This is a genomic window from Microbacterium sp. NPDC091662 (assembly GCF_044756705.1).
Classification (GTDB): Bacteria; Actinomycetota; Actinomycetes; order Actinomycetales; family Microbacteriaceae; genus Microbacterium.
On record NZ_JBIVTM010000001.1, the window covers coordinates 167,080 to 189,527 of the forward strand.

Annotated in this window: 20 protein-coding genes; 15 read left to right on the forward strand and 5 right to left on the reverse strand. The window is 68.5% G+C overall.

Features of this window, described 5'->3' with window-relative positions:
• Window positions 1-42 precede the first annotated feature (42 nt).
• Together ACIQLD_RS00830 and ACIQLD_RS00835 are read left to right on the forward strand one after the other, a co-directional pair.
• On the forward strand, window positions 43-666 hold the full coding sequence (locus ACIQLD_RS00830) for an ArsR/SmtB family transcription factor (RefSeq protein WP_402603947.1): 624 nt from the start codon (window positions 43-45) through the stop codon (window positions 664-666).
• Window positions 663-881: a hypothetical protein gene (locus tag ACIQLD_RS00835; RefSeq protein ID WP_402603949.1), complete on the forward strand. Its 219-nt coding sequence runs from the start codon at window positions 663-665 to the stop codon at window positions 879-881. The genes ACIQLD_RS00830 and ACIQLD_RS00835 overlap by 4 nt, the downstream gene beginning before the upstream one ends.
• A 25-nt stretch (window positions 882-906) precedes the next feature.
• Here the strand turns inward: ACIQLD_RS00835 and ACIQLD_RS00840 are convergent, their stop codons facing one another.
• Window positions 907-1,122 (reverse strand): hypothetical protein, encoded by a 216-nt coding sequence (locus tag ACIQLD_RS00840; RefSeq protein ID WP_402603951.1) that lies wholly within the window; start codon window positions 1,120-1,122, stop codon window positions 907-909.
• Window positions 1,122-3,737 carry a valine--tRNA ligase gene (gene valS / locus ACIQLD_RS00845; RefSeq protein WP_402603953.1) on the reverse strand — a complete coding sequence of 872 codons (2,616 nt, stop codon included), beginning with the start codon at window positions 3,735-3,737 and terminating at the stop codon, window positions 1,122-1,124. Before valS ends, ACIQLD_RS00840 begins: the two co-directional genes overlap by 1 nt.
• Before the next feature lie 170 nt (window positions 3,738-3,907).
• On the opposite strand from valS, the gene ACIQLD_RS00850 reads away from it, so the two are divergent.
• Genes ACIQLD_RS00850 through ACIQLD_RS00865 form a run of 4 tightly spaced genes read left to right on the forward strand, consistent with a single transcriptional unit; the run spans window position 3,908 to window position 8,835 of the window.
• Entirely contained in the window at window positions 3,908-5,518 is a 1,611-nt protein-coding gene (locus ACIQLD_RS00850) for an ABC transporter substrate-binding protein (RefSeq protein ID WP_402603955.1), read from the forward strand.
• A 25-nt stretch (window positions 5,519-5,543) separates the two neighbouring features.
• Window positions 5,544-6,521 carry an ABC transporter permease gene (locus tag ACIQLD_RS00855; protein ID WP_402603957.1) on the forward strand — a complete coding sequence of 326 codons (978 nt, stop codon included), beginning with the start codon at window positions 5,544-5,546 and terminating at the stop codon, window positions 6,519-6,521.
• Window positions 6,518-7,330 (forward strand): ABC transporter permease, encoded by an 813-nt coding sequence (locus ACIQLD_RS00860; RefSeq protein ID WP_402603960.1) that lies wholly within the window; start codon window positions 6,518-6,520, stop codon window positions 7,328-7,330. Before ACIQLD_RS00855 ends, ACIQLD_RS00860 begins: the two co-directional genes overlap by 4 nt.
• Window positions 7,327-8,835: an ATP-binding cassette domain-containing protein gene (locus ACIQLD_RS00865; protein WP_402603962.1), complete on the forward strand. Its 1,509-nt coding sequence runs from the start codon at window positions 7,327-7,329 to the stop codon at window positions 8,833-8,835. The genes ACIQLD_RS00860 and ACIQLD_RS00865 overlap by 4 nt, the downstream gene beginning before the upstream one ends.
• 7 nt (window positions 8,836-8,842) lie before the next feature.
• Here ACIQLD_RS00865 and ACIQLD_RS00870 read toward each other — a convergent pair whose 3' ends face one another.
• Complete coding sequence (locus ACIQLD_RS00870) at window positions 8,843-9,493, reverse strand: pentapeptide repeat-containing protein (protein ID WP_402603964.1); 651 nt, start codon at window positions 9,491-9,493, stop codon at window positions 8,843-8,845.
• Window positions 9,494-9,805: 312 nt separating this feature from the next.
• Between ACIQLD_RS00870 and ileS the strand changes: the two genes are divergently transcribed.
• The 4 genes from ileS to ndk are packed head-to-tail and all read left to right on the forward strand — an operon-like array spanning window position 9,806 to window position 15,372.
• Window positions 9,806-13,195: an isoleucine--tRNA ligase gene (ileS, locus tag ACIQLD_RS00875; protein ID WP_402603967.1), complete on the forward strand. Its 3,390-nt coding sequence runs from the start codon at window positions 9,806-9,808 to the stop codon at window positions 13,193-13,195.
• Complete coding sequence (locus ACIQLD_RS00880; RefSeq protein ID WP_402603969.1) at window positions 13,192-14,544, forward strand: bifunctional folylpolyglutamate synthase/dihydrofolate synthase; 1,353 nt, start codon at window positions 13,192-13,194, stop codon at window positions 14,542-14,544. Before ileS ends, ACIQLD_RS00880 begins: the two co-directional genes overlap by 4 nt.
• Entirely contained in the window at window positions 14,541-14,954 is a 414-nt protein-coding gene (locus ACIQLD_RS00885; RefSeq protein WP_402603971.1) for a DUF4233 domain-containing protein, read from the forward strand. Before ACIQLD_RS00880 ends, ACIQLD_RS00885 begins: the two co-directional genes overlap by 4 nt.
• 1 nt (window position 14,955) lies before the next feature.
• Window positions 14,956-15,372: a nucleoside-diphosphate kinase gene (gene ndk, locus ACIQLD_RS00890; RefSeq protein ID WP_402603974.1), complete on the forward strand. Its 417-nt coding sequence runs from the start codon at window positions 14,956-14,958 to the stop codon at window positions 15,370-15,372.
• A gap of 88 nt (window positions 15,373-15,460) precedes the next feature.
• Here ndk and ACIQLD_RS00895 read toward each other — a convergent pair whose 3' ends face one another.
• On the reverse strand, window positions 15,461-16,078 hold the full coding sequence (locus tag ACIQLD_RS00895) for a vitamin K epoxide reductase family protein (protein WP_402603976.1): 618 nt from the start codon (window positions 16,076-16,078) through the stop codon (window positions 15,461-15,463).
• Window positions 16,079-16,361: 283 nt separating this feature from the next.
• On the opposite strand from ACIQLD_RS00895, the gene ACIQLD_RS00900 reads away from it, so the two are divergent.
• Window positions 16,362-19,004 carry an Rne/Rng family ribonuclease gene (locus tag ACIQLD_RS00900; RefSeq protein ID WP_402603978.1) on the forward strand — a complete coding sequence of 881 codons (2,643 nt, stop codon included), beginning with the start codon at window positions 16,362-16,364 and terminating at the stop codon, window positions 19,002-19,004.
• Here the strand turns inward: ACIQLD_RS00900 and ACIQLD_RS00905 are convergent.
• Window positions 18,969-19,235 (reverse strand): DUF4031 domain-containing protein, encoded by a 267-nt coding sequence (locus ACIQLD_RS00905; protein ID WP_402603981.1) that lies wholly within the window; start codon window positions 19,233-19,235, stop codon window positions 18,969-18,971. The two genes, ACIQLD_RS00900 and ACIQLD_RS00905, sit on opposite strands and share 36 nt — an antisense overlap.
• A 245-nt stretch (window positions 19,236-19,480) precedes the next feature.
• On the opposite strand from ACIQLD_RS00905, the gene rplU reads away from it, so the two are divergent.
• The 4 genes from rplU (at window position 19,481) to proB (ending at window position 22,446) form a co-directional block, all read left to right on the forward strand.
• Window positions 19,481-19,789 carry a 50S ribosomal protein L21 gene (gene rplU / locus ACIQLD_RS00910; RefSeq protein WP_028501602.1) on the forward strand — a complete coding sequence of 103 codons (309 nt, stop codon included), beginning with the start codon at window positions 19,481-19,483 and terminating at the stop codon, window positions 19,787-19,789.
• A gap of 18 nt (window positions 19,790-19,807) precedes the next feature.
• Window positions 19,808-20,065, forward strand: a complete 258-nt coding sequence (gene rpmA / locus ACIQLD_RS00915) for a 50S ribosomal protein L27 (RefSeq protein WP_028501603.1) — start codon at window positions 19,808-19,810, stop codon at window positions 20,063-20,065.
• A 99-nt stretch (window positions 20,066-20,164) separates the two neighbouring features.
• Entirely contained in the window at window positions 20,165-21,664 is a 1,500-nt protein-coding gene (obgE, locus tag ACIQLD_RS00920) for a GTPase ObgE (RefSeq protein WP_402603983.1), read from the forward strand.
• Complete coding sequence (gene proB, locus ACIQLD_RS00925; protein ID WP_402603985.1) at window positions 21,661-22,446, forward strand: glutamate 5-kinase; 786 nt, start codon at window positions 21,661-21,663, stop codon at window positions 22,444-22,446. The genes obgE and proB overlap by 4 nt, the downstream gene beginning before the upstream one ends.
• Window positions 22,447-22,448 lie beyond the last annotated feature (2 nt).

The following is a 22,448-nucleotide window of genomic DNA, read 5'->3' on the forward strand; positions in this document are numbered from 1 at the left end:
AAACTCTTGCAAAGAAGTCTTTGCAACGGTATCTTTGCATGCATGACGAACGAGACGCAGGTCAGGACTCTCGATGCCAGCGCGCTGAAAGCGCTGGCGCACCCGCTCCGGGTGAAGATCTTCGACCTGCTCGCCGCACGGGGCCCGCAGACCGCCAGTTCGCTGGCCGCGCTGGTGGGGGAGACCTCCGGGTCGACCAGCTACCACCTCCGCGCGCTGGCTGCGCACGATCTCATCCGCGAGGTCGAGGGGCGGGGGACGGCGCGTGAGCGGTGGTGGGAGCGGCCTAAGGGGCGCATCGACGTGCCCGGCCCTGACGAGATGACCTCGCCGGCGAACCGCGCTGCCGCCCAGATCGTGACGTCGGAGTTCTTCCGACTGCGGCACGAGACCCTGATGTCGTACCTCAACCGACCGCAGTCCGAGGTGCCCGAGGGCTGGGGCGATGTGGGGATCACCATCACCACGCACCTCGACATGACGCCGGAGCAGGCCATGTCGTTGCGCGAGGAGCTCGAGACCATCGTCGAGAGCGCTATCGAGCGTTACCGCGGCCAGACCGGGCCCGAGGTGCGGCGCGTCTCGCTCCGCACCGAACTCTTCGACCTGCCGACGCCGCAACAGGCGACGCACGGATCCAGCGACGACACCGTGGAGGAATCATGACCAGCGCGACGCTTCACCTGGTGGCTCCGACGCAGACCGAACGCGGGCTGCTGCGACTCGCCGATCATCTCACCGCCTACGTCGAACACCGCATCTCCCGGCGCGCCGAGAGACGCGAGATCTCCCTCGACCTGCTGCGCGAGCAGCAGGCGCGCAAGCACGACCCGCGCGCCGTCGATCACGCACTCGCACAGCTCGGCCTGACGCGGCGCTGAGGCGTGTCCTCGTCCCGTCCGGGGGTCAGTCCTCGAAAGGGCGGGCGACGATCTCTCCGGTCGCGGTCTGGAAGACCTCCCACCCCGCGTCGAGCTCTGCGATCGCGCGGCCTTCCAGCCAAGTGAGCGTCCAGTGGCCCGCGAGGCCCCGCGACTCGACCTCGGCGATCGCCGGTCGGAGGGACGCGGGGACCGAGGCCGGAGCTTCGGACCCCGCGGCCCAGCGCGTGCCCAGCTGCATCAGGAGGCCTCGACCGGGGCGAGCTCGATCGCGGTGACCGCGAACGCCTCCGCCTCGGTGAACTCGAGCTCGGCGATGCGGCCGACGGCGCGGAGGTCATCGGCCGCCGCGCGGAGGGCGTCGAGCTTCGCGGCGGGGGCGGCGATCGCCGCACGTGAGACCGGAGTCTTCTGTGAGGCCTTCGCCTCGGTCTTCGCGCGACGGATGCCGATCAGCGCCTCGCTGGCTGCGGCCAGCACGGCCGGGTCGCCGTCGATGCCGAGAGGCGTGGGCCAGGCGGCGGTGTGCACGGAGCCTTCCTCGAACCAGGACCACGATTCCTCTGCCGCGAACGACAGAACGGGAGCCAGCAGGCGAAGCAGCGTCGACAGGGCCAGCCGCAGCGAGAGCGCCGCAGAGGCCTGCCCCACATCGGCCTGGTTGTAGGCGCGCTCCTTCACGAGCTCGAGATAGTCGTCGCAGAACGTCCAGAAGAACGCCTCGGTGAGCTCGAGGGCACGCGCTGCGTCGTAGCGCTCGAAGGCCTTGGTCGCCTCGGCGATGACGCTGTCGAGTGCGGTGAGCATCGACGCATCGAGAGCATGCGTGACCTGTGCGCCGTCCGGCACGGGGAACGACAGCACGAACTTGGCGGCGTTGAGCACCTTGATCGCCAGACGGCGACCGATCTTCACCTGCGTCGGGTTCTGCGGATCGAACGCGGCGTCCATGCCGAGACGGCTCGATGCGGCCCAGTAGCGCACCGCGTCCGAGCCATGGGCGTCGAGCACATCGGCCGGGGTGACCACGTTGCCCTTCGACTTCGACATCTTCTTGCGGTCGGGGTCGACGATGAAGCCGGAGATCGCGGCGTTGCGCCACGGCGTGCGGTCGTCTTCGAGCGTCGAGCGCAGCATGGTCGAGAACAGCCAGGTGCGGATGATGTCCTGACCCTGCGGACGCAGGTCGAACGGGGCGGTGAGCTGCCACAGCTCCTCATCGCGCTGCCAGCCGCCGGCGAGCTGCGGGGTGAGAGACGAGGTCGCCCAGGTGTCGAGGATGTCGGCCTCGGCATCGAAGCCGCCGGCCACCCCGCGCTGGTCCTCGGAGTAGCCCGCCGGTACATCGGTGGTCGGATCGATCGGGAGCGTCGCGGTGTCGGGAGTCAGCACGCGGTCGTAGTCGCGCTCACCGTTCTCGTCGAGCGCGTACCACAGGGGGATCGGCACGCCGAAGAACCGCTGACGGGACACGAGCCAGTCGCCTGTGAGGCCGCCGACCCAGTTCTCGTAGCGCACGCGCATGAACTCGGGGTGCCAGGAGAGCTCCTCGCCGTGGGCGATGAGCTTGTCCCGCAGTTCGCCGTCGCGGGCGCCGTTGCGGATGTACCACTGGCGCGTGGAGACGATCTCGAGCGGACGGTCGCCCTTCTCGAAGAACTTCACCGCGTGGTTGAAGGGCTTGCCGACGGCGGTCATGTCGCCGGTCGCCTGCAGCTTCTCGACGATGGCCTTGCGTGCGCTGAAGACCGTCTTGCCCGCGAGTTCCTCGGTATACCAGGTCACGGCTTCGGGGTTCACGACGGAGCTCGGCGCCCCGGGCAGGAAACGCCCGTCGAGGCCGATGGTCGTCATGTTCGGCAGCGGCTCGTTCTCGGTGGTGCGCAGTTCGCGCCACCAGATGATGTCGGTCACATCGCCGAAGGTGCAGACCATCGCGGCTCCCGTGCCCTTGTCGGGCTGGGCGAGGTGGTGTCCGTGGATCTCGATCTCGGCGTCGAAGAAGGGTGTCTTCACCTTGGTGCCGATGAGGTGCTTGTGCGGACCCTCCGGGTGCGTCACGATCGCGATGCACGCGGGGAGCAGCTCAGGGCGGGTCGTGTCGATCGCGATCGATCCAGAGCCGTCCGCGAAGGGGAACTCGATCGTGTGATACGCCGCCTGCTGGTCGCGGTCCTCGAGCTCGGCCTGCGCGATGGCGGAGCGGAAGTCGATGTCCCACAGTGTCGGGGCCAGCGCCTGGTACGCCTCGCCGCGCTCGATGTTGCGCAGGAACGCGAGCTGACTCTGACGGATGGTGTCATCCGAGATCGTGCGGTAGGTCTGCGTCCAGTCCACGCTCAGTCCGAGCTGTCGGAACAGCGCCTCGAACTGCTTCTCGTCCTCGATGGTGAGACGCTCGCAGAGCTCGATGAAGTTGCGGCGGCTGATGGGCTGCTGGTCGGCCGCGCGGCTCGACTTGTTGTCTCCACCCTCGAACGGGGGTGTGAAGTCGGGGGTGTAGGGGAGCGAGGGGTCGCACCGCACGCCGTAGTAGTTCTGCACCCGGCGCTCGGTGGGCAGACCGTTGTCGTCCCACCCCATCGGGTAGAACACGGTCTTGCCGCGCATGCGCTCGAAGCGGGCCTTCACGTCGGTGTGCGTGTACGAGAACACGTGTCCGATGTGCAGGCTGCCCGATGCCGTCGGCGGCGGGGTGTCGATCGAGTACACGCCCTCGCGGCCGGCCTGCGCCGCACGAAGGCGGTCGAACAGGTACGTGCCCTCCTCCGCCCAGGCGGCGTCCCACTTCGCTTCGAGGCCTTCGAGGACGGGCTTGTCGGGAATCTGGTTCTGCGACGATTCGGAAGCAGGCATGAAGGTCTCCTCGAGCGATGTATGCGGCACTGTGTGAGCGTGCCTGAGTGTGGGTTGTGCCGAACAGTCTATCGAGCATCGGGGCGCCGGCAGGCCGTCGCAGATCGACCCCGTCCAACAATCGGCCGTAGGATGGAGGAATCCCGACCCGCTCGTCCAGAGGAATCGTCATGCCCGCAAAATCAGTGCGTCGTCTCCTGCCGTTCGCGGCGCTCGCCGCTGCTTCCGCACTGGTGCTCAGCGCCTGCGCGGCTCCCGGTTCCGACAGCGAAGGCGGCGAGCTCGTGTGGTCGATCGAGGGCGCGAACCTCTCGGCCGGTCACATGGACCCGCAGGTGAGCCAGCTCGACGTCTCCGGCATGGTGCAGCGGGCGGTGCTCGACTCGCTGGTGTTCCAAGAGGAAGACGGAACGTTCAGCCCGTGGCTCGCGAAGAGCTGGGAGGTCTCGCCGGACAGCACGGAGTACACGTTCGTCCTTCGCGACGACGTGACCTTCACGGATGGCGAGAAGTTCGACGCCGCCGCGGTCAAGGCCAACTTCGACCGCATCGTCGACCCCGAGACGGCATCGGCCCAGGCATCCAGCATGCTCGGCGCCGATTTCTACAAGGGCACCGAAGTCGTGGATGACCACACGGTCACGGTGACCTTCACACAGCCGTACGCGCCGTTCCTGCAGGCGGCGAGCACCCCGCAGCTGGGCTTCTACTCGCCGGCGGTCCTCGAGAAGTCCGCGGACAAGCTCAAGGCGGGCGGGCCCGGCGTGACCGTCGGCACCGGTCCGTTCGAACTCACCGAGTACACGCCCGACCAGGAGATCGTGTACACCCGCAACGACGACTACGCATGGGGTCCTCACGACGCGAAGGCCCCGAAGTTCGAGACGCTCCGTGTCGAGATCCAGCCGGAGGCATCGGTCCGCACCGGCGTGGTGACGAGCGGTGAGGCCGACCTCGCCAGCAACATCCCGCCGAACCTCGCGAAGGATCTCGGCGAGGGCATCACGGTCGACTCGATCGAGTACCCGGGCCTGCCGTACTCGCTGTACCTGAACGAGAAGTACGGGGTGTTCGCTGACGAGAAGGTGCGTCAGGCCTTCGCGCGCGGCATCGACATCGACGCGGCGGTGGAGGAGATCTACTTCGGCCAGTTCCCGCGCGCATGGAGCATCCTCGGTTCGACGACCCCGGGGTACGACGCGTCGCTCGAGGGCAGCTGGCCATTCGACCAGGATGCCGCGAATGCCCTCCTCGACGAGGCGGGATGGACTGCGCGCGACACCGACGGCATCCGCATGAAGGACGGCAAGCGGCTCTCGGTGCGCTGGATCGCCTGGACCCCCGTCCCGGACGACCGCGCCGCTCTCGCCAACGCGATCCAGTCCGACCTCAAGGGGATCGGCTTCGAGGTCGAGCGCGAGGTGCTCGAGCCCGGTGCCTACAACGAGCAGTACGAGCCCAAGACGTTCGATCTGACCGACTGGGGCTTCTCGGGCGTCGACCCCGACCTGCTGCGCAGCCACCTGCACACCGACGGATTCCAGAATGCGTCGCAGGTGAGCGATCCCGAGATCGACGCATTGCTGGAGCAGGCCGTCGCGACCAGCGACCAGGATGAGCGCAACGAGCTCTACACACAGCTGCAACAGTGGAACGCCACGTACACGGCGATCGTGCCGCTCTACAGCCCGTCGGCGATCACGGCCGTCGGCGAGCGCGTCGAGGGACTGCAGTACGACCTGTACGGTCGACCGCTGTTCTACGATGTGACCGTCGGCTGAACCGCCGGCTGAGCGGAGGGCACGAGTGGTGAAGGCTGCTCTCGTCCGTATCGCCGGCCTCGCCGCATCCGTCGTCATCGTCCTGTGGGGGGCGGCGACCGTCGCCTTCCTCGCTTTCCGGGTGATCCCCGGAGATCCGGTGTCTGTGATGCTGGGCCCCCAGGCGCAGGTGAGCGAGGCGGTCAAGGAAGGCATCAGAGCCGATCTCGGGCTCGATCGGCCGCCGTTCGAGCAGTACCTCGGCTTCATCGGCCAGCTCGCTCGGGGAGACCTGGGGGAGTCGTACCAGTTGCGGATGCCCGTGACCGAAGTGATCGGGCGTCAACTCGGTGCGACGGTTCAACTGTCGGTGCTCGCCCTCGTGATCGCCCTGGTGCTCGCGCTGTCCGTGGCGGTGCTCGTTCGAGGCAGGGCGGGGCGGACGGTCGCGGCGGCGGTCGAGCTGGTGGTGCTCTCCTCCCCGGTCTTCTGGATCGGGCTGGTCCTGCTGAGCGTCTTCGCCTTCGGACTGGGCTGGTTCCCGGTGTCCGGCGCCCGAAATCCCGCCACGATCGTGCTGCCGGCGATCACCCTCGCGCTCCCCGTGGCCGCTCTGCTCAGCCAGGTGCTGCGCGACGGGCTGACACAGGCGGAGCGGATGCCTTTCGCCGAGACGGTGCGAGCGCGTGGTGCGAGTCCGTCGTGGTTCACCCTGCGGCACGGGCTGCGCCACGGTGCCGCTTCTGCCGTCACGCTCGCCGCCTACCTCACGGGATCCGTGCTCGGAGGTGCGGTGCTGGTGGAGACCGTGTTCGCCCGTCCTGGGCTCGGCCGTGTGACGCTTGCGGCGATCAGTGACCGCGACCTGCCGGTCATCACGGGCATCATCCTGCTGAGCGCCCTGGTCTTCGTTGCGGTGAACCTCATCGTCGAACTCGTGCATCCGCTGATCGACCCGCGCATCCACGCCGCGCGGGCCCGCCCTGCCCGCACGAGCGCCGTCCGTCCGGGGCCCCTCCGATGAGGCGCGCGCAGCGGGTGCTGCTCTGGGCATCGGTGGCCGTTCTCGCGGTGATCGCGTTCGCGGCGCTCTGGCCCGGCGTCCTCGCCACGCACGATCCTCTCCAGACCGACGTCCGCTCCGCCCTGCTCCCGCCGAGCGCCGAGCATCTGTTCGGCACCGACCAGAGCGGGCGCGACGTGTACTCGCGGGTCGTCTACGGTGCAGCACGCTCGCTGGGGATCGGGCTCTTCGCCACAGGGGTGGCGCTCGTCGGCGGACTCGTCGTCGGCGCGCTCGCCGGCGTCGCTCCGCGGGGCGTCGATACCACCGTGATGCGCGTGAACGACGTGCTGATGGCGTTCCCCGAGTTCCTCGTCGCGCTGGTCGTCATCGCCGTGCTGGGCCCCGGGCCTGTGAACATCGCGATCGCGGTGACCCTGGCCGCCCTGCCCGTCTACATCCGGCTGGCGCGCGTGCAGACGCAGACTCTGCGCGTCGCCGAACACGTCGAGGCGGCGCGCATCCTCGGGGTGCCGCGGATGCGCGCGTTCACGCGCCATGTGATGCCGGGTGTGCTCGGCGCGTTGAGCGTGCTCGCGACCATCGGCGTCGGGTCGAGCATCCTCGCCGCCGCCGGACTCAGCTTCCTCGGGCTGGGCCCGTCGGAACCGACGCCGGAGTGGGGGCTGATGCTCGCCGGGGGGCGCAACGTGCTGGGACAGGCCTGGTGGATCTCGCTGTTCCCCGGGATCGCGATCACGCTCACCGTGGTGTCGGTGACCGTCGTGGGGCGCATCCTGCGCGCCCGCGGAGACGGGAGGACCTCATGAGCGCTGCACTGCACGTGCGAGGGCTGCGGATCGCGTTCGGCGGTCAACCGGTCGTGGATGACGTGTCCTTCACCGTCGACCGCGGTGAGTGCATCGCGATCGTGGGGGAGTCCGGCGCGGGCAAGTCGCTCACGGCCCGTGCGCTGTTGGGGCTGACTCCTGTGGACGCCGATGTCTCGCTGGACGGGTTCCTTGTGGACGGGACGGATGCTGCCGGGCTCTCTGAACGTGCGTGGCGACAGGTGCGGGGAGCCGCGATCGCGCTCGTCTCCCAAGACGCGCTGGTCTCGCTCGACCCCCTGCGACGGATCGGGGCTGAGGTCGCCGAGCCGCTGCAGCTTCATCGACTCGTGCGGGGACGTGCAGCGCAGGCGGCGCGCGTTCGCGATCTTCTCGGGCGGGTGTGGATGCCGGACCCCGACCGCCGTGCGCGACAGCACCCGCACGAACTCTCCGGCGGTCTGCGGCAGCGCGCCCTGATCGCCTCCGCGCTCGCCGCGGCTCCGGCCGTGCTGGTGGCCGATGAGCCGACGACCGCTCTCGATGCGACCGTTCAGGCGCGGATCCTGGCGCTGCTGCGCGAGATCACCGATGCGGGAACGGCGCTCGTGTTCATCAGTCACGACTTCGCGGCCGTCCGACGGATCGCCGATCGGGTCATGGTGATGAGGGGCGGGGTCGTCGTGGAGTCGGGCCCCGTGGCCGAAGTGCTCGAGAACCCTCGGCATGAGTACACGAAGCAGCTCATCGCCGCCACGATCCACGAACCTCGGGCCTCAGCCCCCACGGATTCCGTTCCGGTGCTGATCGCCCGCGACGTGTCGCGGAGTTTCGACGCGGTGCCCGCGGTCGTCGATGCCTCGTTCACGGTGCAGGACGGACAGACACTCGGCATCGTGGGGGAGTCGGGCTCCGGCAAGACCACACTCGCCCGCATGATCGTCGGAGTGGATGCGCCGGACACGGGAACCCTGCGGTGGACGGCGGAGCGCCGGGTGCAGCTCGTGCACCAGAATCCGCTCGGAGCGTTCGATCCGCGCTGGACGATCGGCCGCTCGCTGCGGGAGGGGCTGGAAGCGGGTGGAGTGCCGCGCGCTCAGCGTGCTGCGGGCGTCACCCGGCTCCTCGCCGAGGTCGACCTCGCCCCGGAGCTCGCCGATCGGCGTCCGAGCGCGCTCTCCGGCGGTCAGCGGCAGCGGGCGGCCATCGCCCGCGCTCTCGCCGCCGACCCGGAGGTGCTGGTTCTCGACGAACCCGTCTCGGCGCTCGACCCGTCGGTGCGGGAGCGGGTGCTGCGGCTGCTCGCTCGGCTGCAGCAGGAACGGCAGCTGACGATGATCCTCGTCTCCCATGACCTCGATGTGGTCGGAGCGGTCGCCGACGAGGTGCTCGTGATGCAGGACGGACGCATCGTCGAGCAGGGCGCCACTGCAGAGGTGTTCGCGACGCCGCAGCATGCGTTCACACGCGAACTGCTCGCGGCGAGCGGCCCTGCCCACCCCTGATCCGTCGTCAGTCCTTGATCTGGATGCCGATGCCCGCCGCGATCACCGGGGCGAGCTGCTGCACCTGGAACGACGTGAGAGTCGCGCCGCGAAGGCTGTTCGCGTCGAGGAAGGCGACGGCGTCGAGACCGCGCAGGTCGAGGTCTTTCGCCCGCATGCCCCGCGAATCGACCTCGTCGGTCGACGTGGCGGTGAATCTCGCACGCGTGAGCTCGGCCTGCGGCATGTCGATCGTGCGGATGGTGCAGCCGGAGATCTCGAGATCGGTGACCTTCGCGGCACCGAGGTTCAGGTAGTCGATGCGCACATCATGCAGGTCGAGTTCCGAGATGCGTGTCTCGCTCAGGTCGAGCGTGCCGATGCGGCCTCCGCTGATCCGCACCCGCCGCACGCCGGCATCGCGCATGCGGAGCGAGGCGATGCGCACGCCCGACATGTCGACGTCGACGACCGTCGCTCCCGTGAGGTCGACCGCGTCGGCGTCGGCGCTCACGACGCATTGCTCGAGCGTCGAGTAGGCGAGATCGACGGTGCCGCTCAGGTCGAGCCGCGCGGCGATCAGGTCGGTGCTGCGTGAGGGGACAGCGGGCTCGAGCATGGGTGGGAGGTCGGGAGCGGTGATGCGGGGAGGAGCGGGGGACTCGGGGGTGCGGGCCATGGTCTGAGCGTAGGGCGCGCCGACGACATCGCGTACCGAGAGCGGGGGCTGGGCGCCGGAGAGGGGAGGGGGCGTCCTGAGAGGACGCGCACGCGTACACTGGAGGCAAGAGCATCGATCCGGCCATCACCGGGGAGCTCTCGGAAGAACGGCAGCACCCTCGGGTGCTGCTCAGTAGAACCGAGCGGGGCAGGCCCGTCACAGCCGCAGTGAGAGTGGTCGCGTCGCACGGCGCGGCACGCGAGGTGGTACCGCGGTCCGCGAGGGTCGTCCTCGCAGGAGCATCCGCCACGACGACCACTGCGAGACACGATGACCTACCCCCGTTCCTCCTTCGGCCCCGCCGCCGACTCCGTCGCACCCAGCCCCCGCTTCCCGCAGATCGAGGAGGAGGTGCTCGCGTTCTGGAAGAACGACGACACCTTCCGCGCCTCGATCGAGCAGCGTGAGGGCGCGCCCGAGTGGGTGTTCTACGACGGCCCGCCGTTCGCGAACGGCCTGCCCCACTACGGCCACCTGCTCACCGGATACGCCAAGGATGTGTTCCCGCGCTTCCAGACCATGACCGGCCATAAGGTCGACCGCGTCTTCGGTTGGGACACGCACGGACTGCCCGCAGAGCTCGAGGCGATGAAGCAGCTCGGGATCACCGAGAAGGCCGAGATCGAGGAGATGGGCATCGACGTCTTCAACGCGAAGGCGAAGAGCTCGGTGCTGGCGTACACGCACGAGTGGCAGGACTACGTCACCCGTCAGGCCCGTTGGGTCGACTTCGACCGCGGCTACAAGACGCTCGACCTCGGCTACATGGAGAGCGTCCTCTGGGCGTTCAAGACCCTGTACGACAAGGGCCTCGCCTATGAGGGATACCGCGTGCTGCCGTACTGCTGGCGCGACGAGACCCCGCTCAGCGCCCACGAGCTGCGCATGGACGACGACGTGTACCAGATGCGTCAGGACCCCTCCGTGACGGTGACCTTCCCGCTGACGGGAGCCAAGGCCGAGGCGCTCGGCCTCACCGGCGTGCGCGCCCTCGCCTGGACGACCACGCCCTGGACCCTGCCGACCAACCTCGCGCTCGCCGTGGGCCCGGACATCGAGTACGTGGTGCTCGCTGCCGGCCCGAACGGTGCGGCTGACGTGCACCAGGCGGCGGGGACCACGGATGCGGCGATCGAGGCCTCCGCGCACCGTTACCTGCTGGCGCGTGAGCTGCTGGGCGGCTACGCCAAGGACCTCGGCTACGAGAGCACCGAGGATGCGCTCGCCGCGGTCGACGCGACGGTGCGTGGCGCCGAGCTGCAGGACGTCACCTACGACCGCCTGTTCGACTACTACGCCGACACCGAGACCTACGGCACCGAGAACGCCTGGCGCATCCTCGTCGACGACTATGTCACGGTCAGCGACGGCACCGGCATCGTCCACCAGGCTCCGGCCTACGGTGAGGACGATCAGCGGGTCGCCGGTGGGGCCGGGATCCCGACGATCCTGTCGCTCGACGACGGCGGGAAGTTCCTCCCGAACGTCACCGACGTCGCGGGCCAGCTGTGGATGGACGCGAACACGCCGATCGTGCGCCTGATCCGTGAGAACGGTCGACTGGTGCGCCTGCAGAGCTACGAGCACTCCTACCCGCACTGCTGGCGCTGCCGGAACCCTCTGATCTACAAGGCCGTGTCGAGTTGGTTCATCCGCGTGACGGACATCAAGGACGACATGCTCGCGAACAACGAGCAGATCACATGGGTGCCGGAGAACGTCAAGCACGGACAGTTCGGCAAGTGGCTCGAGGGCGCGCGCGACTGGTCGATCAGCCGCAACCGCTACTGGGGCTCGCCGATCCCGATCTGGAAGAGCGACGACCCGGAGTACCCGCGCGTCGACGCCTACGGGTCTCTGGAAGACCTCGAGCGCGACTTCGGCTCGCTGCCGCGCAACCCCGAGGGTGAGATCGATCTGCACCGTCCCTACATCGATGACCTGACACGTCCGAACCCGGACGACCCCACCGGCAAGAGCACGATGCGTCGCATCGAAGACGTCTTCGACGTGTGGTTCGACTCGGGCTCGATGCCCTACGCCCAGGTGCACTACCCGTTCGAGAACCAGGAGTGGTTCGACTCGCACTCGCCGGCCGACTTCATCGTCGAGTACATCGGTCAGACGCGCGGCTGGTTCTACGTCATGCATGTGCTGTCGACGGCCCTGTTCGACCGTCCGGCATTCACGGGCGTCAGCTGCCACGGCATCGTGCTCGGCAGCGACGGCTACAAGATGTCGAAGTCGCTGCGCAACTATCCGGACGTATCCGAGGTGCTCGACCGCGACGGCTCAGACGCGATGCGCTGGTTCCTGATGTCGAGCTCGGTGCTGCGCGGGGGGAACCTCGCCGTCACCGAGGAGGGCATCCGCTCGGGTGTCCGCGAGTTCCTGCTGCCGCTGTGGAACTCGTGGTACTTCTTCGCCACGTACGCCAACGCGTCGGGCGCCGGGGGCTACGAGGCCGAATGGCGCACCGACTCCACGGATGTGCTCGACCGCTACATCCTCGCCCGCCTCGGCGACCTCGTCCGCGAGGTGCGCGTCGATCTGGAGGGACTGGACTCCACCACCGCGTCCGCGCGTCTGCGCGACTTCGCCGAGGTGCTGACCAACTGGTACATCCGCCGCTCGCGCGACCGCTTCTGGACCGGCGTGACGGAAGACCCGAAGAGCCGCGAGGCCTTCGACACCCTCTACACGGTGCTCGAGACGCTCACCCGCGTGGCGGCGCCTCTCGTGCCGCTCGTCAGCGAGCGCGTGTGGCAGGGCCTGACCGGCGGGCGCAGCGTGCACCTGACCGATTGGCCCGACGATGCGCAGTTCCCCGCAGCGGATGAGATCCGTGACGCGATGGATGCGGTGCGCGAGCTGTCGAGTGTCGGCAACGCGCTGCGCAAGAAGGAGAAGCTGCGCGTGCGGCTCCCGCTCGCCCGCTTCACGGTGGTGTCGCCGCTCGCCGCGTCGCTCGGCCAGTTCGAGGACATCCTCCGTGAGGAGCTCAACGTGAAGTCGGTGGAGCTCGTCGCACTCGCCGATGACACGGCAGCGGAGTACGGCATCGCCCACCGCCTCAGCGTCAACGCCCGCGCGGCCGGACCGCGCCTCGGCAAGGATGTGCAGAAGGCGATCCAGGCCGCGCGTTCGGGCGACTGGAGCGAGGTGTCCGGCGTCGTGACGGCGGGCGGCATCGTCCTGGAGCCGTCCGAGTACGAGCTCGTGCTCGAGACGACGGGTCGCCCGGAGGGGGAGGCCCTGGCCATCGTCCCGACCGGCGGTTTCGTGCTGCTCGACACCACCACCACCCCGGAGCTGGAGGCCGAGGGGCTCGCGCGCGATGTGATCCGCGCCGTGCAGGAGACCCGCAAGAACGCCGACTTCGACGTCAGCGACCGCATCACGCTCGTCCTCCGGTTCCAGGACGACGCCGACACCCGGGCCGTCGTCACGGCGTTCGACCTGGCCGGCATCGCTGCGGAGACCCTCGCCGAGGAGTACTACGTGATCGATGCGCAGGGAGATTCGATCTTCGGACACGGGGCCGTTCTCGCCGCCGCCGGGGGAGTGACGCCCGAGTTCTCCGCGGTCATCCCCGCCGGCACGTACGCGAACGCCGGCGACTTCACGATCGCCGTCACCAGGAAGGGAGCGGGAGCATGAGCGACAAAGACAGGGCGGATGCCGTCTACGAGGTCCTCCTGAGCCGCGCCGGAGAGCGTTGGGTGCAGCCCCGCAAGGAGCGCACCGCGCGCATCCTCGCGTTCCTCGACGACCCGCAGCGCACCTATCGTGTCGTGCACATCACGGGAACGAACGGCAAGACGTCGACCGCGCGGATGATCGAGAGCCTGCTGCGCGCGCACGATCTGCGCACGGGACTCTTCACCAGTCCGCACCTGGAGCGCTTCACCGAGCGCATCATGATCGACGGCGAGCCCATCGCCGATGAAGCCGTGGCGGACGCGTGGGACGAGATCGAGCCGTTCGTCGACATCGTCGACGCCGAGCTGGAGGCGGCGGGTGACGCTCCGCTGACGTTCTTCGAGCTGCTGACGGTGCTCGCGTTCGTCGCGGTGGCCGATGCGCCGATCGACGTGCTGGTGCTCGAGGTCGGTATGGGCGGCGAGTGGGACTCCACGAACACCGCCGACGGCGACGTCGCGGTGTTCGCGCCGATCGACATCGACCATGCCGACCGTCTCGGCAGCACGATCGCCGAGATCGCCGAGGTCAAAGCCGGGATCATCAAGGAGGGCGCGGCCGTGGTGTCCGCCCAGCAGCCCGCCGAGGCGGCCGAGGTACTGCGTCGGGTGGCGGCGGAGCGCAACGCGACGATCGCGTTCGAGGGCGAGGAGTTCGGCCTCACCGAGCAGAAGCTCGCGGTCGGCGGGCAGCTGCTCACGATCCGCGGTCTGGCGGGGGAGTACACCGAGGAGTACCTGCCGCTGTACGGCGCGCATCAGGGGCACAACGCCGCCCTCGCGGTCGCAGCGGTCGAGTCGCTCATCGGCGGGGCCACGCAGCGCATCGCCGCTGACATCGTCACCGCGGGTCTGCAGGAGAGCACCTCGCCCGGTCGGCTGCAGCTGCTCGGCATCGCTCCGACCGTGATCGTCGACGCGGCACACAACCCGCATGGCGCCAAGGCACTCGCGCAGGCTCTGGACGACAGTTTCGACTTCGACGAGTGGGGTCTGGTGCTCGGCGTGCTCGCCGACAAGGATGCCGCGGGCATCGTCGCCGAACTGGCGCCGGGGGCGGCGCACGTGTTCGCCACCGCCCCGGATTCGGATCGTGCGAGTGACGCGGATGCGATCGCCGACCTCGTCGAGCAGACCGGACAGCGGGCGACCGTGCACCACTCGCTCGCCGATGCCGCCGACGCCGCGCGCGAGTGGGCCGCATCCTCTGATCGACGCGCGGTCATCATCGCGGGCTCCGTTGTGCTCGCCGGAGAGGCGATCGCACTGGCACAGGACGAGGACTGGAAGGCGGGGTGGCGCGCATGAGCGCCGATGCGACACCGGCCCACCGACCGCGCCCGCAGCGCACCCTGGTGCAGAAGCTCGCCCCGGTCGTGCTGGGGTTCGAGGCCATCGTGGTCTTCCTCGTGGGCTTGACGATCTTCGGGCTGCGCCAGCTGCCAGACGGGATCGAGCAATGGTGGGCGATCGTCGCCGGCGCCGTGCTCGCGCTCGCCTGCATCGCCATCGCCGGGATGATCACGAAACCATGGGCGCTCACCGCCGGGTGGGTCGTCCAAGCCCTCGTCGCGCTGTCGGCGTTCTTCGTCCCTTCCATCCTGCTCGTCGTCCTGATTTTCGGCGGCATGTGGGCGTATGCGACCATCGGAGGGGCCCGATTGGACGCACGACGCCCTGCCGAGCCCACGACCGAGACTCAGACAGAGAGTGAATGACATGGCCACCGAAGAAACCCTCGTCCTCGTCAAGCCCGATGGTGTCGCTCGCGGCCTCACCGGCACGATCCTCGCCCGCATCGAGGCGAAGGGATACTCCCTCGTCGACATCCGCCTGGTGGAGCCCGACCGGGATCTGCTCGCCGCCCACTACGCAGAGCACGAGGGCAAGCCGTTCTACGAGCCGCTGCTGGAGTTCATGCTCTCGGGCCCGTCGGTCGCCATCCGTCTCGCGGGCAACCGTGTGATCGAGGGCTTCCGCTCGCTCGCGGGCACCACCGACCCGACGACCGCTGCTCCCGGCACGATCCGTGGCGACTTCGGTCGCGACTGGGGCCTCAAGGTGCAGCAGAACCTCGTGCACGGCTCGGACAGTCCCGAGTCGGCCGCACGCGAGCTCGGTATCTGGTTCGACTGAGAAACCGTCCGCACGCGAAAAGCCCGCCCGCCGATTCTCGGCGGGCGGGCTTTCGTCGTCTCGGTGTTCAGGTGGCGAAGCGGCGGGTTCAGAAGATCATGCCGATGACTTCGCCGAGGAGGTCGAGGCCGCGCAGCTGGGCGAGCAGGATCACGATGGCATACGCGAGGATCGTCGCCAGCGGAACCCACGCCATGAGCCTCTCCGCGCACGCCTTCGTCTTCTCGTTGCTCGTGAAAGTGCCGTTGCGGGTGAGATGCAGCATCGTCGCGAAGAACGTGGGGATGGTGACCGACCAGGTGAGCATGCACCAGGGGCAGAGGACACCGAGGTTGGGGGCGTAGATGCTCTGCCAGATCAGCCAGCACACGAGGCCGAAGGCGAAGGTGACCCCGGCGCCGAAGGTGAGCCAGAACCAGCGTGGGAAACGGGAACCCGCAAGCAGAGCGACGCCGACGAACAGCGGCGCCATCCATCCCGCGATCCCGAGGATCGGGTTCGGGAAGCCGAAGACCGCGCCCTGCCAGGATTCGAGGTTCTTCCCGCACTGGATCATCACGCTCACGTTGCAGCTCAGTACGGCGTCGGGGTTGGCGGCCAGGACGAACTTCTCGATCGTGAGCTGGAAGGCGGCGAACCAGCCCACCACGCTCGCGATGATCAGCCAGACGGCGTAGATGACGGGGCGGGTGCGCTGCTCGCTCATACTGGGGATTATCCCAGCGACTGCTATGGATGCGGCGAGAACAGGCCGGAGAAAAACGCGGCGAGGGAAGCGGGATGCCGCGAACGGAGTGACTTGGTGCGATAATGGCCTGTGATGCGATGAACGGCGTTGCCGCGACACGCATCGAGCAGACTTCGGGGTCCAATGCCCCACGCGATCAGAGCCATGAGCCGGTCGCAAACCGAGTGAGTTCGCGGAACCCGCGGGTACCGCATGAGATTTCACGGAACACCGAGTGTCCCGTGCAGGGAGTAAGCCAGAGATGGCCGATGAGAACAATGACAACAACGCCCCTACCCTCGACTTCCCGGCTGACGCCGCGGGAGAGCTGACGGAGCCCATCGCTCCCGACGCGGACGACCTCGCAGGGTCGTCGGACGAGGGCGACGAGCTCTCTGATGCCGCAGAGGTCGCGGAGGACGCTGCCGCCGACGACGTCGCCGCAGGCTACGCCGCTGCCGATGACGCTGCGGCTGCTGCCGACGACGCTGCTGCCGCGGCCGAGTCCGTCGCGGTCGCCGTCGCCGAGGCGGAAGCCGAAGCGAAGGCAGAAGCCGCTGTCGCAGAGGAATCCTCCGAGGATGCGACGCCGGAAGCTGCGGCTCCCGAAGCCGTGCGCGCCGACGCCGAGACGCCGACCGAGGTCTCGTCTGATGCCGACGTCGAGGTGGTCGCCGAGGCGATCATCGAGGAGGCTGCTGCAGAGGAGAAACCCGCAGAGACGCCCGCGGCGCAGGAGGGCGTCGAAGAGACCGCCTCGAAGGAAGCCCCGGCTGTTCCCGAGGCTCCGGCACCGGTGACCGCGGTGTCGCTCGGTCTGCTTCCCGAGGTCTTCGTCTCTCAGGTCTCCACGCAGCTCCACTTCTACGCGCCCGAGATCGTGCCGCTGCCCGCACGTCCGGGTCGCGAGCGCATCTTCGACCGGATCGCCGAGCGCGAGCAGGCGCAGGACGATGCAGCGGGCCGAGGCCGTGGCCGTCGCCGCCGCGGCGGATCCGAGGGCGACGACCAGCGCGAGGAGCCGCGTCAGCGTCAGCGTGTCGTCGAATACATCACCGAGCCGAAGGCGATCAAGGGGTCGACTCGTCTCGAGGCGAAGAAGCAGCGTCGCCGCGACGGCCGTGACGCCGGCCGTCGCCGCCCCGTCGTGACCGAGGCCGAGTTCCTCGCACGCCGTGAATCCGTCGATCGCAAGATGGTCGTCCGGTCCAAGAACGGCCGCACCCAGATCGGCGTCCTCGAGGACGGCGTGCTCGTCGAGCACTATGTCGCCCGCAACCAGGACGCGTCGCTCATCGGAAACGTCTACCTGGGCCGCGTGCAGAACGTCCTTCCCAGCATGGAGGCCGCATTCGTCGACATCGGTCGCGGGCGAAACGCCGTGCTCTACTCCGGTGAGGTCGACTGGGACGGTGTCGAGACCGGCAACCAGCCGCGTCGCATCGAGTTGGCGCTCAAGCCCGGCGATCGGGTTCTCGTGCAGGTCACGAAGGACCCCGTCGGTCACAAGGGTGCCCGTCTCACGAGCCAGATCTCGCTTCCCGGCCGCTACCTGGTCTACGTGCCGGGCGGCTCGATGAACGGCATCAGCCGCAAGCTCCCCGACAACGAGCGGGCTCGTCTCAAGCGCATCCTCAAGGAGGTGCTGCCGGAGTCCTCCGGCGTGATCGTCCGCACCGCGGCCGAGGGCGCGACCGAAGACCAGCTCACCCGCGACGTGCAGCGTCTCACGTCGCAGTGGGAGCACATCCAGAAGCAGGTCGAGAACCAGCAGGCGCCGGCACTCCTGCACGCCGAACCCGACCTGCTCGTCAAGATCGTCCGTGACGTCTTCAACGAGGACTTCACGAAGATGCTCATCCAGGGTGAGGACGCGCAGCAGACCATCCGCGCCTACCTGGAGAGCGTCGCCCCCGACCTCCTCGAGCGCGTCGAGGCCTACGAGGACGAGACAGATCCATTCGACGCGTTCCGCATCACGGAGCAGATCGAGAAGGCTCTCGACCGCAAGGTGTGGCTGCCCTCGGGTGGTTCGCTCGTGATCGACCGCACCGAGGCCATGACGGTCGTCGACGTCAACACCGGCAAGTTCGTCGGCTCCGGCGGAAACCTCGAGGAGACGGTCACCAAGAACAACCTCGAGGCGGCGGAGGAGATCGTCCGCCAGCTGCGTCTGCGCGACATCGGCGGCATCATCGTCGTCGACTTCATCGACATGGTGCTCGAGTCCAACCGCGATCTCGTGCTGCGGCGCCTGGTCGAGTGCCTGAGCCGCGACCGCACGAAGCACCAGGTCGCCGAGGTCACCTCGCTCGGGCTCGTGCAGATGACGCGCAAGAAGCTGGGCCTCGGTCTGCTGGAGACCTTCAGCGAGGCGTGCGAAGTGTGCGCCGGTCGTGGTGTCATCGTGCACCACGACCCTGTCGTGAAGCACCGCTCCAGCAACAACGGCGGCAGCAGCAACGGCGGCAACGGTCAGAGCGGCCGGCGTCAGCGAGGCAACGGCGGCAACGGAAACGGGCAGAGCCAGAGCGCTCCGGCCGCTCCCGCCGTCACCCACAGCATCACGGAGGGGGCCAAGTCGGCCCTCGCGCAGATCGCCGCGTCCACGATCGCTCCGGCGGCGGAGGGCACTCAGGACGCCGGGACGGTGGACGTCGCAGCTGAGGCACCCGTGGCCGCCGAGCGTCCGAAGAAGGCCCGCAAGAAGCGCGGCGACCGCAAGGGACCGAAGTCTCCCGCGGAGCAGCTCCTCGACTCGGTCCTCGACGCCCTTCCGGAGCCGAAGGCCCCCGGTCAGGGACGCGGACGTCGTCGGGTGAGTACCGCTGCGCTCACCGGTACACCCGTCTCGGTGAACAACGAGCCGTCAGCGCCGGTCGCGGCTGCGGATTCGGAGTCCTGAGGCGATCAGCCGGCGCACCAGCTCCTTGCCCTGCACATGCTGAGCGCCGGCGGCGACGAGTCGGGGGATGATCTCTTCCGGCACGTCGTAGTGATCGAGGTCGAACGCGCGAGCGGCGACGTCGTTCGCGCGGGCGAACGCGTGCAGTTCGTCGAGGCTCTCATCGCTGACCAGGTGCGCCCACAGGCGTCCGTGGGCGGGCCAGAGGGGTTCGTCGACGAGTACGGTCACCTCGCCAGCCTACGTCCGCACCGTCGGGCGCGGCCCGATGCAGGATGCGAGGGGCGTCGGAGTCGGCCCGCTTTGCGACACCGACCCGCATCCGGTAAAGTAGTCCCTTGGTGCGTATGCCGCGTCGTCCTCGTCGGTCGAAGCGGAGAGCCTTGCGTTCGCGCCCGCCGTTCTGCGGCGCATGCAAGCAACAGTCTTCCCGTGAGATCTCGGAGCCGCGAGCTCCCCAACGAAACAGGTATGAAGTGGTTTACGCAGTAGTGCGCGCCGGTGGGCGGCAGGAGAAGGTCGAGGTCGGCACGATCGTTCAGCTCGACCGTGTCAAGGCTGCCCAGGGCGAGAAGATCGAGCTGGCCGCCGTGCTGCTCGTCGACGGCGCCACGGTGACCACCGACGCTGATTCGCTCGCGAAGGTCAAGGTCACGGCTGAGGTCATCGGCAACCTCCGCGGCCCGAAGATCATCATCCAGAAGTACAAGAACAAGACCGGTTACAAGAAGCGCCAGGGCCACCGTCAGGAGCTCACGCGCGTCAAGATCACCGGCATCAAGTAAGCCCGAGGGGACTAGGACATGGCACATAAAAAGGGCGCAAGCTCAACCCGTAACGGTCGTGACTCCAACGCTCAGCGCCTCGGCGTGAAGCGCTTCGGCGGTCAGCAGGTCCTCGCCGGCGAGATCATCGTCCGTCAGCGCGGCACGCACTTCCACCCCGGCGTCAACGTCGGCCGTGGCGGCGATGACACGCTGTTCGCTCTGGCCGCCGGTGCGGTCCAGTTCGGCGCGAAGGGCGGCCGCAAGGTCGTCAACATCGTCGCCGCAGCTGAGTGATCACAGCGCGACACTAGGCATCCGGACGGGGCGGGCTTCGGCTCGCCCCGTCCGTGTATCTACCCTCCGAAAATGCACAGCAACCCAGAGGACTAGCAAATGGTCACGTTCGTCGACACCGTCACACTGCACCTGCGTGCGGGTAAGGGCGGCAACGGCTGCGTCTCCGTGCACCGCGAGAAGTTCAAGCCGCTCGGTGGCCCCGACGGAGGCAACGGCGGCGACGGCGGCGACGTCGTGCTCGTCGCCGACCCGCAGACCGGCACGCTGCTCTCGTACCACCACTCGCCGCACCGTTCCTCCGGCAATGGCGGCCCTGGCATGGGCGACCACCGTTCCGGGTTCCTCGGCGAGACGCTCGAGCTGCCCGTCCCGGTCGGCACCGTGGTGAAGAACACCGCGGGCGATGTCCTCATCGACATGATCATCCCCGGCGAGCGGTTCGTCGTCGCCAAGGGCGGGATGGGCGGGCTCGGCAACGCCGCCCTCGCCACACCGAAGCGCAAGGCGCCCGGCTTCGCTCTGCTGGGCACGCCCGGACACGAGGGAGATGTCGTCCTCGAGTTGAAGACGGTCGCCGACATCGCCCTCGTTGGCTATCCGTCGGCCGGCAAGTCGAGCCTGATCGGTGCGATCTCGGCCGCGCGACCCAAGATCGCCGACTACCCGTTCACGACCCTCCACCCGAACCTCGGCGTCGTGCAGGTCGGTGACTTCCGCTACACGGTCGCCGACGTACCCGGTCTCATCGAGGGCGCGAGCGAGGGCCGCGGTCTCGGTCTCGAGTTCCTCCGCCACGTCGAGCGCTGCTCTGCCCTACTGCACGTTCTCGACTGCGCGACGCTGGAGCCCGGTCGCGATCCGATCTCCGACCTCGACGTCATCCTCGCCGAGCTCGGCGCCTACGAGGTTCCTGAAGGACAGACTCCGTTGCTGGAGCGCCCGCAGTTCATCGCTCTGAACAAGATCGACGTCCCGGAGGCGCGCGACCTCGCCGAGCTCGTGCGCCCTGATCTCGAGGCCCGCGGATTCCGCGTGTTCGAGATCTCCACCGTCTCCCACGACGGTCTGCGTCCACTCACCTTCGCGCTGGGCGAGCTCGTCGAGAAAGCTCGCGCCGAAGCGGCTCTCGAGACGCCGCCGGAGCGCGTCGTCATCCGGCCGCGAGGTTCGAAGAAGGACTTCAGCATCCGGGTCGAGGGTGGCACCTACGGAAACGTCTACCGCATCATGGGTGAGAAGCCGGTCCGGTGGGTGCAGCAGACCGACTTCCAGAACGAAGAGGCCGTCGGCTATCTCGCCGACCGACTCGAGAAGCTCGGCGTCGAGGACGAGCTCTTCCGTCTCGGTGCGGTGCAGGGCTCTACCGTCGTGATCGGCGAGGGCGACAGCATCGTCTTCGACTGGGAGCCCACCATGACTTCGGCGGCCGAACTGATGAGTGCGCCCCGTGGAACCGACCCCCGTCTGGCGCCGAACGCGCGCCGCACGACGTCGGAGCGACGCGAGCAGTACTACGAGCGGATGGACGCGAAGGCCGAGGCGCGTGCCGAGGTCGAGACGCAGCGTCTCGCCGCCTACCGCGAGGACGGCGAGTGACAGCACGCACCCGCGCGGATCTCGCCACCGCGTCTCGCATCGTCGTGAAGGTCGGATCCTCCTCGATCAGTGGAGAGTCGTCGTGGCGGATCCCTGTCATCGTCGAGGCTCTGGCGGCAGCGCACGCGCGCGGTGCCGAGGTCGTGCTGGTGTCGTCGGGTGCGATCGCCTCCGGCATCCCGTTCCTGCGCCTGGACGCCCGCCCGACCGACCTGGCGACCCAGCAGGCCGCCGCCGCCGTGGGGCAGAACATTCTGATGTACCGCTACCAGGAGTCGCTGCGTCCCTTCGACATCGTCGCCGGCCAGGTGCTCCTCACGACCGGTGACCTCGAGAACCCGACGTCCCGCTCCAACGCCCGCCGCGCGATGGAGCGCCTGCTCGGGCTGCGCACCCTCCCGATCGTCAACGAGAACGACACCGTCGCGACGCAGGAGATCCGCTTCGGTGACAACGACCGGCTCGGAGCGCTCGTCGCTCAGTTGATCGAAGCCGATGCGCTCATCCTTCTCAGTGACATCGAGTCGCTGTACACCAAGCCTCCGACCGATCCCGGTGCAGAGCCGATCGACGTGGTGGCACCGGACGCCGACCTCACCGGCCTCGAGTTCGGGGCGACGGTCGTCAACAGCGTCGGCACCGGGGGAGCGGCCACGAAGGTCTCGGCGGCGCGCCTCGCGGCGGCTTCCGGTATCGGCGTTCTGGTCACCAGCGCCGACCTCGTCGCGCAGGCCCTCGCCGGCGCGGAAATAGGAACCTGGTTCGAGCCGGCCACCTCATAAAC